The organism is Aquirufa sp. TARAVU-A1A (genome assembly GCF_054558675.1).
In genome coordinates this window covers 70507-86389 of sequence record NZ_JBPXKP010000002.1, presented here as the reverse complement: position 1 = coordinate 86389, position 15883 = coordinate 70507, and the positions used below count along the sequence as shown (strand labels likewise).

13 protein-coding genes are annotated in these 15883 nt (G+C 39.8%); 3 read left to right on the top strand and 10 right to left on the bottom strand.

Translation table 11 applies throughout. The annotated features are described in order from the left end of the window. Positions 1–465 precede the first annotated feature (465 nt). Positions 466–1458, top strand: a complete 993-nt coding sequence (gene gap, locus V7S75_RS03000; RefSeq protein WP_377977092.1) for a type I glyceraldehyde-3-phosphate dehydrogenase — start codon at positions 466–468, stop codon at positions 1456–1458. 27 nt (positions 1459–1485) lie between these two features. Here the strand turns inward: gap and trmB are convergent, their stop codons facing one another. The 6 genes from trmB to V7S75_RS02970 are packed head-to-tail and all read right to left on the bottom strand — an operon-like array spanning position 1486 to position 9966. Continuing rightward, positions 1486–2151, bottom strand: a complete 666-nt coding sequence (trmB, locus tag V7S75_RS02995; protein WP_459511233.1) for a tRNA (guanosine(46)-N7)-methyltransferase TrmB — start codon at positions 2149–2151, stop codon at positions 1486–1488. Then, entirely contained in the window at positions 2148–3440 is a 1293-nt protein-coding gene (locus tag V7S75_RS02990) for a bifunctional folylpolyglutamate synthase/dihydrofolate synthase (RefSeq protein ID WP_459511231.1), read from the bottom strand. Before V7S75_RS02990 ends, trmB begins: the two co-directional genes overlap by 4 nt. Positions 3441–3442: 2 nt before the next feature. Beyond that, on the bottom strand, positions 3443–4216 hold the full coding sequence (locus V7S75_RS02985; RefSeq protein ID WP_459511230.1) for a hypothetical protein: 774 nt from the start codon (positions 4214–4216) through the stop codon (positions 3443–3445). 3 nt (positions 4217–4219) lie between these two features. After that, on the bottom strand, positions 4220–5179 hold the full coding sequence (locus V7S75_RS02980; RefSeq protein ID WP_459511228.1) for an HU domain-containing protein: 960 nt from the start codon (positions 5177–5179) through the stop codon (positions 4220–4222). An 11-nt stretch (positions 5180–5190) separates the two neighbouring features. Beyond that, entirely contained in the window at positions 5191–6936 is a 1746-nt protein-coding gene (locus V7S75_RS02975; protein ID WP_459511227.1) for a TonB-dependent receptor, read from the bottom strand. Positions 6937–6942: 6 nt separating this feature from the next. Beyond that, a complete protein-coding gene (locus V7S75_RS02970; protein WP_459511225.1) occupies positions 6943–9966 on the bottom strand; it encodes a tetratricopeptide repeat protein in 3024 nt (1007 codons plus the stop codon). Between the two features lie 176 nt (positions 9967–10142). On the opposite strand from V7S75_RS02970, the gene V7S75_RS02965 reads away from it, so the two are divergent. Next, entirely contained in the window at positions 10143–11912 is a 1770-nt protein-coding gene (locus V7S75_RS02965) for a M61 family metallopeptidase (RefSeq protein WP_459511223.1), read from the top strand. On the opposite strand, the gene V7S75_RS02960 is transcribed toward V7S75_RS02965, so the two are convergent. After that, a complete protein-coding gene (locus V7S75_RS02960) occupies positions 11909–12145 on the bottom strand; it encodes a hypothetical protein (protein WP_459511221.1) in 237 nt (78 codons plus the stop codon). The two genes, V7S75_RS02965 and V7S75_RS02960, sit on opposite strands and share 4 nt — an antisense overlap. Beyond that, positions 12145–12582, bottom strand: coding sequence for a peptidylprolyl isomerase (locus V7S75_RS02955; protein ID WP_377977084.1), 438 nt, complete (start codon positions 12580–12582; stop codon positions 12145–12147). The genes V7S75_RS02960 and V7S75_RS02955 overlap by 1 nt, the downstream gene beginning before the upstream one ends. Positions 12583–12623: 41 nt before the next feature. Here V7S75_RS02955 and V7S75_RS02950 point away from each other — a divergent pair, with 41 nt between their 5' ends. Further along, the gene (locus V7S75_RS02950) at positions 12624–13364 is read left to right on the top strand and encodes a tetratricopeptide repeat protein (protein WP_459511220.1); all 741 of its coding nucleotides are present in this window, start codon (positions 12624–12626) and stop codon (positions 13362–13364) included. On the opposite strand, the gene menD is transcribed toward V7S75_RS02950, so the two are convergent. After that, the gene (gene menD / locus V7S75_RS02945) at positions 13350–14963 is read right to left on the bottom strand and encodes a 2-succinyl-5-enolpyruvyl-6-hydroxy-3-cyclohexene-1-carboxylic-acid synthase (protein ID WP_459511218.1); all 1614 of its coding nucleotides are present in this window, start codon (positions 14961–14963) and stop codon (positions 13350–13352) included. The genes V7S75_RS02950 and menD overlap by 15 nt on opposite strands. A gap of 34 nt (positions 14964–14997) precedes the next feature. After that, entirely contained in the window at positions 14998–15861 is an 864-nt protein-coding gene (locus tag V7S75_RS02940; protein WP_109323139.1) for a sigma-70 family RNA polymerase sigma factor, read from the bottom strand. Positions 15862–15883: the final 22 nt, after the last annotated feature.

Genomic DNA, 15883 nt, shown 5'->3' with positions numbered 1-15883 from the left:
AAATAGGATTTTATCGAAGCGGATTAGGAAATTAAAAACGGATATTCTCTGCAAGAGACGCAATTATGTCCGAAAAACACAAGTAAATTTAACTTAAACTTTAATTAGTTAAGTCGCTGATTATCAGTTTGTTGATAAATTAAACAAAATAATATATGGAGGAAATTGTTGCTTAAAATTAGCAAAAAAGACAAATGACATTCTGTCACTCCCCTGCCCCACTGGATCCGTGTGACATTCGCTTATACAAATATGCAAAAATATCTTGAATAAAAAACGTATCCGAGCTAAAATTAGCTAAAAATATTATAATTGTCTATTTAGCTAAATAAAAATAATGCGTTTACAATTGTTGAATTGTGTATTTAAAACGATTACATAGCGGTTTTATTTCGATATTCTTGGAATTGTTCAATGAAAAAGCTATTTTTGATTTTTAATAAGGAAATCAAATTAATTCATTCAATGAAAAAAATTAAAGTTGCCATTAATGGTTTTGGTCGCATCGGTCGACTTACTTTCCGTCGTTTATTGGAAAAAGAAAATGTAGAAATCGTTGCTATTAACGATTTAACTGACAACGCTACTTTGGTACATTTATTAAAGTACGATTCAGTTCATGGACGTTTTAACGGAACTGTTACTTCTGATGCGGATAGCATTACTGTAAATGGTCACGTAATTAAAGCTTTCGCTGAGCGTGATCCTAAGCAATTGCCTTGGGGTGCTTTAGGAATTGATGTTGTGTTAGAATCAACAGGTCGTTTCATCGATCAAGATGGTGCTGGCCAACACTTAACTGCTGGTGCGCGTAAAGTAATTATCTCTGCTCCTGCTAAAGGTGATATTCCTACAGTTGTATTAGGTGTTAATGATGACACTTTGACGGATGATATGACAATCATTTCAAATGCTTCATGTACGACAAACTGTTTAGCTCCAATGGCTAAAGTTTTAGATGATGCTTTCGGAATCGAAAAAGGATTTATGACAACTGTTCACGCTTACACAGCTGATCAGAACTTACAAGATGCTCCTCACTCCGACTTACGTCGTTCTCGTGCTGCTGCTTACTCAATCATTCCTACATCTACTGGAGCTGCTAAAGCAGTTGGTTTAGTATTGCCACACTTGAAAGGTAAATTAGATGGTAACGCGATGCGTGTTCCTACTCCAGACGGATCTGTAACAGACTTTACTGCTGTTTTGAAGAAAGATGCTACTGTTGCTGAAATCAACGCTGCTTTGAAAGCTGCTGCTGATGGCCCAATGAAAGGTATCTTGGAATTCACGACTGACGAAATCGTTTCTATTGATATCATCGGAAACCAACACTCTTGTATCTTGGATTCTAAATTGACAACGGCTATGGGTAACCTAGTGAAAGTTGTTGGTTGGTATGACAACGAATTCGGTTATTCTTCTCGCGCTGCTGATTTGATCGCACGTGTTGGATAATTCATATTCGAATAATAAAAAAGAGGCCTAGGCCTCTTTTTTGTTTTGTATGCGTGCATAGTTAATCGAAAAGCCTTTGTCATACCAAATTTTTTCAAAGCGCGTCTTGATTCCAAAATGATCATCATTCCACTCGGACTCATAGAGATTTTTGGTTTCAGCCAAAATAGGTAATCCATGAGCTCGGAACTGCTCCATCGAATAATCGAAAAAAGGTTCTGAATCTGTTTTCAAATGGATGATTCCATCCGGTTTTAAGAGTCGTAAATATTTCTCCAGGAAAAATGGGAATGTCAGGCGCTTCTTCTCATCTCGATCCTTCATTCGGGGATCCGGAAAGGTAATCCAGATTTCATCAATTTCATTCGGTAGAAAAAAATCTTCTATGAATTGAATCTGAATGCGTAAAAATCCCACATTGCTTAAGCCTAATGCATCCGCTTCTCTACCACCGGCTGCTAATCTGTCTCCTTTGATATCAACACCAATGAAATTCATGTTGGGAAACAATTTGCCCAGGCCATTCGTGTATTCTCCCCGACCGCAGCCTAATTCGACCACGAGCTTATTGGAATTCTTAAAGTATGTCTGATTCCAATTTCCTTGGCAAGCGGAAAAGAATGGTTTCGGGGATTGAATTACATTTTCTAATCGCTCCGCCCATTCGTATTTATATGTTTTCTGTCTACTCAAAACGTTTCTTCTATTTCAGCTACTAAATATGTGCTGCCTGTAATTAAAATAAAATCGGATTCACTTTTGCGCGCAAGCTCAATGGCCTGATTCACATTTTCCGCTAATTGACCTGATAAGCCATGCCGACTAGCCATTTCCTGCAATTTGTCTGCTTTCAATGCTCGAGGATTTTGCGCCTCCGTGAATAGATAAGCTGCATCTTTTGGGAATAATTTCAACACCCGATCAATGTCTTTGTCGGCGACCATGCCTAATACGATGGTTAATTGCTTTGGTTGATATTGCTTTACTTGTTCCAATATCTGAGTTATCCCAGATTCATTATGTCCCGTATCAGCTACAATCCATGGGTTTTCCTGATAAACCTCCCAGCGACCTCGTAACATGGTATTTTTCCGACATGCAGCAATTCCTGATTGAATTTTTTGTATTTCAAATGGAATGATTCCTAATTCATTTAATTGCTCACACCAAGCAATCACGCCTCTCAGGTTATGGACTTGGTAAATTCCTGCATAGGGACTTTCCAAAGTAAATTTTCCCCAGGTATTTGTTCTTACTTCTAATTGCATGCCTGCTTTAGTAAACTCAGGATCACCTACCTGTACCTGTTCACTGGCAAATCGAAGGTTAGCATGTTCGGAATTAGCTTTCGCTTGAAAAATTGCGGTTGTTTCTACCTGCTTTTCACTCACGCAAACGGGTGTATTGGCTTTGATTATACCCGCTTTTTCGCCTGCAATTAATGTGAGACTATCTCCCAAAATATCCTGATGATCGTAACCAATGTTGGTGATTAAACATCCAAGTGGATTGATGATGTTAGTGGAATCCAGTCGACCGCCTAAACCCGTTTCAATGATGGCGAAATCAACTTGTTGTTCCTTGAAATATTGGAAGGCCATGATCACTGTCCATTCAAAAAAACTGGGACGAATGGATGCCAATAAAGGCTGGTACTTGTCAAAAAAATCGACAATCCATTGTTTATCAATCTCTTGTCCATTGATTTTGATTCGTTCGGTAAAGGATTTAAGGTGTGGGGATGTATAAAGCCCTACTTTATAGCCGTGTTCCTGTAAGATGGACGCCATAAAATGCGAACTGCTCCCCTTGCCATTCGTACCCGCAATATGCAAGGACTTAAATGCCTCGTGCGGATTCCCTAATTGGGCCGAAAGACTCTCAATATTACCTAAGCCGGGTTTGTAAGCCTTTTTTCCCTCCCGATGAAACACCGGTAACTGAGCATACAAGAAGTTGATGACTTCTTCAAAACGCGTCATAATTAGTTGGTAGGCACAATTTTGATCGTCTTAAATCCGCTGGCTCCCCGACTAATACCGTCACTCTTTGGATAAAAACGTGCGTTCTTAATCAATTTTTTATAGCGCTCAGCTAACGATAATTTCACGTTGGTGCGATCAATACGGATCTCTGTCACATTACCTTTTTCATTGATGCGAATAAAGAAAGTGATTTCGCCTGTTTCAGAACCGTTATCAATGCCATTCAACGATTTGGTATCGAATGTCCAATCTTGTGCAATTTTGCCTTCTCCGCTGCCAGCGCCTGAACCATTGCCGTTTCCACCGCCTCCGATCCCTGTGCCGTTCCCCTTACCTGTTCCTGATCCAGAGCCTGTACCTGTTCCACTGCCTCCCGTTGTTGCCCGTGGAGAACGTTTTCCCATCGTTAGATTCAAATCTACTACGGGCTCAGCTTCTTTTTCTTCTTTGGCTACGACTGGTGGACTTTGTTTCACCGTTACAGGACTTTCTACTGTACTTGTCAGCGGTGGAACTGTGTTAGCTTGCTCAGCCTCAGTTGTCTGTGTAATTTCTTGTTGGGATTGAGACTCAGGTGCTGGTGGTTCCTGCTCGAATGTAATTTCACCTGCATTCCCATCTTCCATGCTTGGAATTTTAGGTGTAGGTGATTCGTTCCAAATTTGAACTTGCCAAATCAATAAAAACAACACGGCATTAATAAGCAAAGTGATGACGAATGCCTTACGTTGATTCTTTTTCTCAAAGTCTTTTTGTGAATAGCTGATGCTCATATCTTATCTTTTGTAAACCCAAATATCTAATTTCTTTTCTGCCTTCAAGCGTGCCGCCGCAGCATAACCCGCATCAAAATCCGCCACTTCTCCTACACTCACGCGGTAATGCCCCTCACCTGCTTGTTTCTCAATAATTTGTACATTTTCAAATCCTTTGGCCACAAGTTCCGCCTGGCAAGTCGCCGCTTTTGCTTCGGTTTTAAAACTTCCAGCCACTAAAAATATCCCTCCAGATACAGGCTCTGCAATTTCTTCCTGAACTGCCGCTGCTACCGGTTCCTTTTTAGGAACTTCTGTGATAGCTATTTTCGCAGGAGCTGCTGGTTTTGTTTTCTTAATCCGAATTGTCAAGGGACTAAACGAACTATTTACATAGCGCGAGTTAGGTTCAGTCAAATAATAAGCTGCAATTCCTCCGAATAAAAATGCCAATAACACATAGGTGTAAAATTGATGCTGACGTGTACGTTTCGGAGCGGGTTGGATTGTTGGCATATCAACAGCCGACTTCTCCACTGGGCTTTCTTGCAAAACTGGTTTCTTTTTAACCTGTCCGATAGATACGGGAGCCAAGCCATATTGATTTAAATCAAAATTGATCGATTGATTCGGTTCAAATTGCAATCTACCTGATTTGCTCAATTGGAAAGTCCCAATATTCCCAAACTGAAATTGCTTATCAGCCTTAATTTGAGATGATAGAGTTTCAGCGAATTTATGAACGGCTGTGAAAGCTTGTTTTTGACTAATTCCTTTTTCCTTTGCCCAACTCGTAGCTACTAATCCGTCATCTGAACGTAGGCGTTCATTGAACGCAACCCACTTGGATTTAGGATGAATTACCTGCGCATCATCCAATTGAAAATCTTGTGTATTCAGCACAAAACCCCCAAAATTTGGGATTATCACACAATCGTGTGTATAGAGCAAATGCTCAATAAATGCGATCATCGGATTCATTGTTGTCATGATTAAAACGAATAAGCAACCCCTACCGTGTAATTAAGTCCTTGGCTGATATAGTTCAAATAGCGTTGGTAATTTTTACCCAATAAGTTATTTGCGCTCACGGAAATGTTGAATTTCTTCGTGATCAAGTAATTCACTTTCAAGTTTAAATCGATAATGTCATCCATTTGTTCTGCCTTGGGAGTCAAAGACTTTTCAAAGCTGTATAAACCTGAAACGTAGAACAAGTCAGGTGAAACGATGATTTTATCTTTAAAGGTAATTGAGTTTGTAAATGATAAATTCATCATCGGACGATGAATCGGTTTATCAATTGTTGATAAATCGGCAGCATCATAAACTAAATCTTGGTATGTGTTAAAATCATACTTTAAGATCGACAAGACTTTATCAAATGTCTGGTAATTTACCTGACCTGACATATTGAATACCTTGGCCGACTTTTCTACTTTGGTATTGGCATAGATTAGTTCAAAATGCGACGGGTCTGATGTTGAATTCAAGAACATGGCCAAGTTATTGTACTCTGCATAGCCAAATTTCAATTCAAAATCTAAATTACGTTCATTAGAACCCTTAATTCCTCCATAGATGTTAGAACTTTGTGTTGTATTCTGCAGGTTTGGTGCTAATCTTGGTTCTAGCCAATTATTCTCACTGGTAAATTGGTTATAGCTATTGAAATAGGTCTCTCCGCCCAATCCCACAAAAACATGTAAGAAGTCAGTTGGCTTGAAATCAACTTTTAACAACGGAAATAAACGCGTTTTATTCAACGATAGATTCGCATCTTTTTCATTAACAATATTCAATCCCCCTGTAACGGCCAAACGATTGTTTTTGTAAAGGAAAGTAGGTTTCACGCGGTATAACTCACGGCGATTATTTACAAAAGCAGATGTAAATGTATTCTCCGACATATTCATTTCCCCAGTTAAATAGGCTGAGAAATTATCTGTTACCCGCAAAATACCTTGTAATTTACTGTCCCAAATCCACTCCTTACTTGTGTAATTATTTGTCAAATAGGTCAAACCGGAGGTCGCAATGTAATCCCACTTAACATCCTTTTTTGAATTGGAAATACTACCCGAGTAATTGAATCGGTTATAAGCGATTTCTAAATCTTTGATAAACGGAACGGAAGTAAAGGCTTCTTCTGGTCGGCCATAGTAATTATTTTCTGTACGTTTAAAGCTTATTTGACCATCTAGGAAATAGTTTCCTGTAAAGGTTTTGCTGTAAACTTTGGCTTCATTCTCATTGCGGCTTGAATTGCCCATGCTGACTGGACCCCTACGGTTAGCATCGTGATTGATGTAAACTCCTTGGAATTGATTCTCTTTGGGAGTAAAACCAAAGTGACCGTTCAACAAGGTATGTCCATAATTTCCCGCGCCAATTTTTACTAAATTTTTAAATTTAGGTCCAAAAGAAGATACTAATTCATCCCCTTCACGCGGACCAATAATCGAAGTCGTTAATAAGGTATTGCTTGTCGCATCCCATTTCCGGTCAAAAAACTCATACTTCATTTTCCGACCTTTCTGCGTGTTTTCAATCTCATTTAAGGGTTCGAAATTACGCGAAATCTGCGGCTGAAGAACAATTTTACGTTCTTTTTCCAAAATGATGTCATCATTTTGAATGTTACCTTCTTTCTTGTCTTGAGCAAATAAACCAGTGGATACCCCCAGCATGAGCACACTACAAATGATCAATGGATTCGTTTTCATTTGAAATTTCATATTCAATTATTTTAGGGGTAAGCTTTTTAATGTTGTTTTAGCTAATTCAATGACTTCATTGTCGGTTGAATTATCAATGACTGATTTCAAGATGGCTTTCGCCTGTGGAAGATTCTTCATGGATACGAAGTTGGTCGCTAATAAAATATATGCTCTTCCCATCACCGCATCAGATGCCTCAGCAAATTCGTTTTTAAACTTATTGCTAATCATGTCATTCGATTCCTTGAACTTACCCGCTTGGGTTAATTGCTGTGCCAACTGGTATTGCGCTTCCGCTCCAATATCCCCTTTCGGATCTAAAGCAATGGTTTTGTTTAACCATTCTGTGCGTAATGCGACAGATGCACTATCTGAATAGGCTTCTGCTATTCCCCGACTCATTTTCGCTTTTTCTTCCGTGCTATATAGATTCAAAGGTTCTACTTCCGTGAACACTTTGGTTACAGAGTCTAATTGTTTAGCAGCATAGAAAGATTTGAAAATATTATTGTATGCATTCAATTGATTCTCAACTTCCGGATTCTTGCTTGCATGTAAGCGGTAGAAAGCAGCGGCCTCATTGGTATTGCCTGCATTGTTTGATAACTCTGCTGCACGTAAAATTGCTTTGTTTACTTGCGGGTGCGCATTTTGCTCAATCACTTTTTTGTATGCTAGCAATGCTTCAGTGGAATCTTTAATCTGATCGGCTGCATCAGCAATTAAGAAATAAGCTTCTACCACATTTTCATCCGTTGGGTATTTAGCAACGAACTCTTTCAAAGCAGGAATCGCTTTATCAAATTTCTTACCATCATAAATACCTTTTGCTGCACTGTATTTCAAATCCATCGATTCTGCATCCTCTACAGCATTTGTTGCGCTTTGGTAGTTTTCTAGAACTTGACCAAACTCCTCTGGTCGGCCTACTTTAATCAAGTTCTCTTGTAATCCAATCAAGGCATCTTTCGCAATTTTATCACCTGAAAATTCATTGATGATACGCTTGTAATCGGCTAAGGCTTGCTCGTATTGTTCCGTATTGGTATAAGCTTGCGCACGCTTTAAGATGGCTGATGATAAAAACTCACTCTTGGTTTTGGCCTCAATGATGTCTGTAAATCCCGCAATCGCTTCTTTATAATTATGTCCGTTAAATAAAATTAAGTTCTCTTGATACAAGGCATCTTCGGCATATTTCGACTCGGGGAAATTGCTTCGAACTTGTTTGAACGCTTGGCGTGCTTCTGCATCGCGATTCAAATAACTTAGAGTCATTCCTTTTTGGTATAAAGCATAATCCTTCTCTGATTTCGCTAATTCCGCCGCTTGACTGTAATATGTCAAGGCATCTTGGTATTTACGTGAAATCAAATAGGTATCTGCCAAACGAATCAAGATCGTTGGATTGTTTTTCGCATTCGGCGTAGCCTTTAAACGGTCTACATAGGCTTTAAATAAATTGTTCGCCTTGCTGAATTCCTTCGTATTGAAATATGCAAATGCTAAACCAATGCGAACTTGTTGGATGAAATCTTCGGTTTGCCCCTTTCCACTCAAGAGCGGATTATACAATTCAATTGCATCTTCAAATTTCTTCAATTGGCTTAATGCTTCCGCTTTTCCTAAGGTAGCTAAAGCGGTGTAGCGCGCTGATTGCGCTGTCTCTATCGACTTATTAAATAAATCAATGGCCGTATCAAAACGTTCATCATTATACGCTCGAACTCCTAGATTGTAGCTCAAGGTTTGGTATGCTTCGTTTAAACGTGCAGAACGATTGGTGATCCCCTTCAAATAGGTCAAGGCAACTTCTAAGTTGTTTGAGTTTAAAAAGGCGTCTGCAACTAACTCTGTCGCTTCCTCAGCAAATTTGCTTTTAGGGAATTGTACATTAAAAGCCTGGATTTCTTGAATCGTTTCAGATGCATGCCCTAGGTCCAATTGCACTTTGGCATGGTTAAAGGCTGCTTCTTCTTGGATCGCAGCATTAAATGGCAATTTCTTTGCCACCTCGAAGGCATCTAATGTGGCTGCTAAATTACCGGCATTTAATTGCGCTAAAGCCAATGTGAACGCAGCATATTGACTTAAACTATCTTTGGCAGCTAATAAACCATTTAATTGATTCGCCGACTCATTGAATTTCTTCGTACGATAAAGCGAGTATCCCAATCGATACTGAGCTAGTGGGTTAATTTTACCATTGCTTGCACGAATTAAGACCTCATAGCTTTTCGCTGCTTTTTCGAATTTGTCTAATTTGAATTGCACATCGGCTACTAATTGAGATAATTCATCTACTCGATATCCTGAGTTCTTTTTCGCTAAAATCGGTTCGGCATAATTCAATAAATCAGCAAATTTGGATTGATTGAAATAACACAAGGCAACCCAATTAGCGATTTCGCGACGGTATTTACTGCTACCCTCCGCTTTCATGAAGTCTGGGGCTGCATCCGCATAACGTTTATCGTTAAATTGAATGATGGCCGCATAATAGGCAGCTGAAAATGCATATTCTTCGTCTTGCTCTGTTTTGATGTCATTGAACACGTTCAATGCATCTACATAATTTTTCAACTCATAATATGCTACCCCCAAACGGTATTTAGCCTCTAAATTCGTATCTGACGAACGAGATAGGTATTTAATCGCTTTGGCATAATCCCCATTATCGTAAAAGAATGTTCCTATTCCTCTCAATAATTTAACTGCCTGTGGATGTTCAGGGTTGTTTGCAACGAAACGTTCCGCAAGAATTTCTGCTTCCGGCTGGCTCATGTACAAAGAACACATGGTCATGTAGTATTCAGCAAGTACTTTTTGCCCCGACTGCTCATTGCTCATCGGTTCGATACTTCCTAGATAGGCATTGAATTCTTCACGCGCTGCAACATAATTTTTTGCATCGAAATATTCTTTCGCTTGGCGAAAGTGCAAGGTTTGATCCTTATAAATGAAGGTTTGCTGTGCTTGTGCACAAAAGCTTATGCCAGAAATGAATAGACCTAAGATCCAGCTTGTTGATTTTTTATTTAGTCGCATTATAATTTGATTACAGCATGCACAATTAATCAAAAATACGATTTTTCTTTCAAAATATTGTTGGCCTTTCTGAAAATATTTTCAAGGTTTTTAGGCTTTAAATGTCCAATTGATAAAAGATATGGCGTATTTTTTTAATTTTAGTTTTTCAATTTCATCTAATAAACGATAAACCTATGTATTTGAAGAGATTAGGTCTTCTAGGCCTATTATTCCTTGGATTTAATTTGAGCGCGGCGCCGATTAAACACCTCATCCAAATGCCGAATCCCCAATCACATTATTTCGATGTGACCACAACCTTGGATGTTAGCAAGGAAACTGGTCGCTTCATAGAATTGAAGATGGCAGCATGGACACCTGGCTCCTATTTGATCCGTGAATTTGCCAAAAATGTCGAGCAAGTTTCCGCACAAAGTGGAAATTCGATGTTGCCCATTTCCAAAATTTCAAAAAACACGTGGCGCATTGCTTTGCAGCCTGGAATCAAAACGGTTCAGGTGCATTACCAAGTGTATGCCTATGAATTATCCGTTCGGACCTCTTTCCTGGATGACGTGCATGGCTACATCAACCCGGCAAGTGTGCTTTTATATGTTGCCAAATGGGCTAAACAGCCACAAGAATTAAGTATTGTTCCTCACAAAGACTTCAAAAAAGTGTCCACAGCCTTAAAAAATGTAGGTGGTTTCAACTACATCGCCAAGGATTTAGACGAGTTGATCGATTCGCCGATTGAAATTGGGAATCAACAGGTGTGGAATTTTAAAGTGAATAATATCCCTCACCAAATTGCCTTTTTTGGTCAAGCCAAAGTGGATTCTTTGAAGTTTATTGCTGATGTGACGAAGATGGCGGAGACGGCCCAACAAGTAGTTGGCCAACATCCATGTGATCATTATGTATTCATCATTCACAATATTCAGCGTGGAACGGGTGGATTAGAGCATTTATATTCGACGACTTGTTCGGTTTCTCGTACTGCTTACGAAAGTCCAGCAGGATATCAGGGCGTATTAAACCTTTTGGCACATGAATACTTTCACCTTTGGAACGTGAAACGTATCCGTCCAATCGCCCTAGGGCCTTTCGATTATGAGAACGAAAACTACACGCATAACCTTTGGTTTTCAGAAGGAATCACAAGTTATTATGCGGATGTTATTAATCTACGTACCAAAATGGTTGCTCCTGATGCTTATTTAAGCGATTTGGCCAAAGATATCGCAGGGGTTGAAAATACACCGGGTACACAAATCGAATCTGCGGCATCTGCTTCTTGGGATGCTTGGATTAAATATTACCGACCCAATGAAAACTCCCGAAATTCAACCGTGTCTTATTATGACAAAGGTGCATTGTTAGGGGGCATCTTAAATATGTGGATCATTCAAAATACGAATGGTGCGAAATGTTTGGATGATGTGTTCCAATTACTTTATAAAAACTATTATTTGAAGCAAGGTCGTGGTTTTACGGATGCCGAATTAGAAAATGCATTCAGTACGGTGGCTGGAACTTCGGCGGCTGGATTCTTCAAGGATTATATCTATGGAGTTAAAACTCCGGATTACGCGGCCATTTTTAATCAATTTGGTTATACTTGGTCGGATACGAATGTGGGTAAATCAGTTCCATTTGCCGGTTTTACAGCAACAGCTGGTCGCATCACTTCCATATATAAGGGAAGTCCAGCTTTTGTGGCGGGCTTGAATGTTGGGGATGAAATCGTCCAAGTAAATCAAGCCGAATTTGCCGGTTTGGATAAATTAATAGCTGATAAAAAAGTAGGTGATGTGCTAAGCTTCCGCGTGAAACGCGATGGTTTGGAACGTACGTTTGAATTAACGATAGTACAAACGCCTTTGAAAGCATTTGCCATTCAGTCGGTAGAAAATCCGACAGCGAGCCAATTGGCTTTGCGCAAAAAGTGGTTGAGCCTTTAATTAATTTGCTTACCCATTTCAGCATACATTTGCTGAAAGGTTGTTATCACAAATGTTTGAAAGGAGGAGCTGGTTGCCAGCTCCTCTATTTCTTTTTGGCCTCCTACATCCAAAACCGAGAATTTATAACTTTGCTCGAGTTGGGGCGTCTCAAATTTCAGAATGTATTTTGAATTCCATTCAAAAAGCGAGATGCGCATTTTGGGATGCGGGATTTCTTTAATGAAATGCATTAATCGTGGATGATTTTTACGCTTTGAATCTTATCTCCTTCGCGTACTTGATCAATTACGTCTAAGCCTTCTACTACTTTACCGAAACACGTATGTTTGCGATCTAAGTGTGCTGTATTATTTCTTGAGTGGCAAATAAAGAACTGAGAACCTCCTGTGTTAGGTCCACGGTGTGCCATCGATAAAACACCACGGTCATGGAACTGATTGTTTCCTGTTAATTCACATGGGATCGAATAACCTGGTCCACCTGCTCCTGTTCCATCCGGACATCCTCCTTGAATTACGAAATCAGCAATCACACGGTGGAACGAAAGTCCGTCGTAAAATCCTTTTTCAGCTAAATCAATGAAGTTTTTCACGTGAATAGGTGCATCTTCTGTATAAAATTCGATTTTCATTAACCCTTTGTCGGTCAACATTTCTGCGTATGCCATCTTTTTTTAATTAAATTTGAGCCACAAATATAAATATTAAAATGAAAACGAGGTACTTCATCCTGCTATTGTCGATTCTTTTTACTGCCTGCCAAACGGATAGCGATAAACAAGAAGCAACTAATTTTTTCTTGCGCGGCAATACGAAATACAAGGAGAAAGAATACCACGAAAGCATTAAGTGGTACACAGAAGCTGTACAAAAGCAAGCACAATTCCCTGATGCGTATTATAATCGGGGTTTGGTTTATCAAACGTTAGAAAAAAATGAAGAAGCCTTAGCTGATTTTAGCAAAGCGGTCGAGCAGGATGCCTCCTTCGCTCCCGCCCTGTTCAAGAAAACAGAAATCTTGCAATCGATGGATCGGATTGATGAGGCGTTAGCATCTGCGGAGGTTTTGGTTAAGAATTTTCCAGATTCATCGGCCAACTGGTCATTGCAGGGCAATATTCAAATGCAAAAAAGCTTATGGAATGAGTCTTTAGCTTCATATGATCGTGCCTTGGCATTGGATAAGAACTCGGTGGAGACAATGATCAATCAAGGAGTTGTCTATCAGGAATTAGACCAATTGGATTTAGCGGAAAAGATGTTTCAAAAGGCTTTAGCTTCGGGGAAGTTTAAGGATTTGATTTACAACAATTTAGGCTATTTAGAGATTCGTAGAATGCATTGGGATTTGGCGAGTAAATATGTGAAGCAGGCATTGGCGATCGATCCTAAAAATCCCCTGTATGTAAAGAATTGGGAACGTATTCAGCAAAAATCAATGCTTGAATAGTGCCATGTAGGCTTGTAATGCTGCTGTATTTTCGGTGGAATCGGTAAAAATTTCCAAAACTTTTCCGGTTGTGCCCGGTGCCCAAAATTCAGGTAAAATTGAATTCAATTCGCTGAAATTCTGTGCTTTATGGTAAGTTAGTCCCGCGTCTTTGGCCGTATTTTCCGCCGTGTTATTTTGCTTGGTAACCATGAATTCGCTCAGCTCTGCTAAGTCTTTCGCTCCATCCAAAATCTGGAATATCGCCCCGCCAGCATTGTTCATGACGATAATGCGCAAATTTGATCCTAAATAATTGTTCCAAAGCGCATTGCGGTCGTATTGGAAAGATACATCGCCTAAAAGAGCGACAGTTAGTTTGTCGGTCGACTGACTTGCCCCCACCGCTGTGCTCAAACTTCCGTCGATGCCACTCGTACCCCGATTTGAGAATACCTCGGTGCCATGTAATTTGGCTTCCGTCCAATTGATGTAACGAATTGCTAATGAATTACCCACATGAATATCCACATCCTGCTGCGAAATTTGTTGGATGATGGCATTATAAATGTGTAATTCATTCCAGGCTTTCTTTTCAAAAAATGCTTGTTGAATCGCAGGATTCCATGTTTTAAAGCTTGGATTAACATGTAAATCTTTGCTTACAAGTTCCTTAAGTACAGACACATTGTCCGTTTGAATGACATCTGTTAAGGACTCAAAAGGATCCGGTCTTTCGATGGGATTCGGGTGAACGAGGTAGGATTTCGTAGGTTTAAATCGACGCATCATTTGCTTGATGCGTTTGCTGACAAATGATTTTCCGAAATGCAGGTGAAAATCTGCCTGGTAATTAGGCCAAAGCGCTTCATTTGCCAATAATAAGTCATGATGAAGTTCACAGGCAGCAGGCAAATTCGCAGTTGCATCACCAATAACCGGTATGCCTTTTAAGGCTAATTGTTCGAAAAGTTCATTCTCCACTTTATCGTAAGGGCGTTGGCCTACGGTAATCAAGCATTTTTGATTTGAGATATCCGCTAGTATGCTTTTATCCCATTTAAAAACTTGATTCACAGTTTGAGAAGCAGTTGGACTCGTTCGAAAAGGTAGCTCCTCTCCTTTTGCCGGATAAAACGGTTCGGCAATCGGGATGTTCATATGAACAGGTCCTTGTGGGAAATGGATAGCTTGTTGGACCAATTGATGCGGTTTAAAAGCCTCAAAGGATTCAAAATGCTTGACATGTTTGCCGTATAAATGATTTTGGTAAATGGTTTGACCATCCCATTGTCCAATCCACTCAGCGGGCCGGTCGGCGGTCAACACAATCAGTGGGACTTCTTGAAAAAAGGCTTCCACCACTGCCGGTGCAAAATTCAATCCCGCTGAACCCGAAGTACAACAAAGGATGACGGGTTTCTTGGATTTTAAGGCTAATCCTAATCCAAAAAATCCCGCAGAACGCTCGTCGGCAATCGAATAACAACGAAACCCGCCGTGGCGGACAAGTGCCAACATAATAGGCGCATTTCGGGAACCAGGGCATATAACTGCTTCATTTACACCTTGTTGGTATAAATCATCAATCAAATCCACAAGTCCTGCTGGGTAGGCCATAGCAAAAAAAAGCCTCATAAGAGGCTTTTAAAAATTATCCAAGATATGTTTTTAATGCTTTGCTACGTGAAGTATGACGGAGTCTGCGAATCGCTTTCTCTTTGATTTGTCTTACACGTTCACGTGTCAAATTGAATTTCTCCCCGATTTCCTCAAGAGTCATCGCATGCTCTCCATTTAAACCAAAGTAAAGCGTTACTACGTCCGCTTCGCGTTGTGTTAATGTAGATAGCGCACGTTGAACTTCTCTACGCAATGAGTCGTTGATTAATCCTGAATCCGGTTTGTCTTCCGAATCATTTTCTAGGACGTCTAACAAAGAATTTTCTTCTCCTTGTACGAAAGGTGCATCCATGGATACGTGACGACCTGAGATTTTCAAGGTATCAACAACCTCACCTGTGGAAATTTCCAATACTTCGGCTAATTCTTCAGGAGATGGTTCACGTTCAAATTTTTGTTCTAATTCCGAGAAAGTCTTTGAGATTTTGTTCAAAGAACCTACACGGTTTAAGGGTAAACGAACGATACGGGATTGTTCTGCTAATGCTTGAAGGATCGATTGACGAATCCACCATACTGCATACGAGATAAATTTAAATCCACGTGTTTCATCGAAACGTTGCGCTGCTTTAATCAAACCTAAGTTACCTTCGTTGATTAAATCACCTAAGCTCAAGCCTTGATTTTGGTATTGTTTCGCTACCGAAACCACAAAACGCAAGTTGGCCTTCGTTAAACGCTCCAACGACAATTGATCCCCATCACGGATTTTCTGCGCGAGGATTACCTCTTCATCCGGAGTTAATAAATCGACTTTACCGATTTCCTGCAGGTATTTATCAAGTGATTGACTTTCCCTGTTGGTAATTTGTTTGCTAATTTTTAGCTGTCTCATAGGATCTTACAACAGATTGAAT

Bases quoted from the DNA above. Each gene is read 5' to 3' on its own strand.
- V7S75_RS02965 (WP_459511223.1), top strand. From the start codon at position 10,143: ATGTATTTGAAGAGATTAGGTCTTCTAGGCCTATTATTCCTTGGATTT.
- V7S75_RS02940 (WP_109323139.1), bottom strand. From the start codon at position 15,861: ATGAGACAGCTAAAAATTAGCAAACAAATTACCAACAGGGAAAGTCAA.
- V7S75_RS02970 (WP_459511225.1), bottom strand. From the start codon at position 9,966: ATGCGACTAAATAAAAAATCAACAAGCTGGATCTTAGGTCTATTCATT.
- V7S75_RS02985 (WP_459511230.1), bottom strand. From the start codon at position 4,216: ATGAGCATCAGCTATTCACAAAAAGACTTTGAGAAAAAGAATCAACGT.
- V7S75_RS02950 (WP_459511220.1), top strand. From the start codon at position 12,624: ATGAAAACGAGGTACTTCATCCTGCTATTGTCGATTCTTTTTACTGCC.
- V7S75_RS02975 (WP_459511227.1), bottom strand. From the start codon at position 6,936: ATGAAATTTCAAATGAAAACGAATCCATTGATCATTTGTAGTGTGCTC.
- menD (WP_459511218.1), bottom strand. From the start codon at position 14,963: ATGGCCTACCCAGCAGGACTTGTGGATTTGATTGATGATTTATACCAA.
- V7S75_RS02990 (WP_459511231.1), bottom strand. From the start codon at position 3,440: ATGACGCGTTTTGAAGAAGTCATCAACTTCTTGTATGCTCAGTTACCG.
- gap (WP_377977092.1), top strand. From the start codon at position 466: ATGAAAAAAATTAAAGTTGCCATTAATGGTTTTGGTCGCATCGGTCGA.
- V7S75_RS02980 (WP_459511228.1), bottom strand. From the start codon at position 5,179: ATGAATCCGATGATCGCATTTATTGAGCATTTGCTCTATACACACGAT.
- V7S75_RS02960 (WP_459511221.1), bottom strand. From the start codon at position 12,145: ATGCATTTCATTAAAGAAATCCCGCATCCCAAAATGCGCATCTCGCTT.
- V7S75_RS02955 (WP_377977084.1), bottom strand. From the start codon at position 12,582: ATGGCATACGCAGAAATGTTGACCGACAAAGGGTTAATGAAAATCGAA.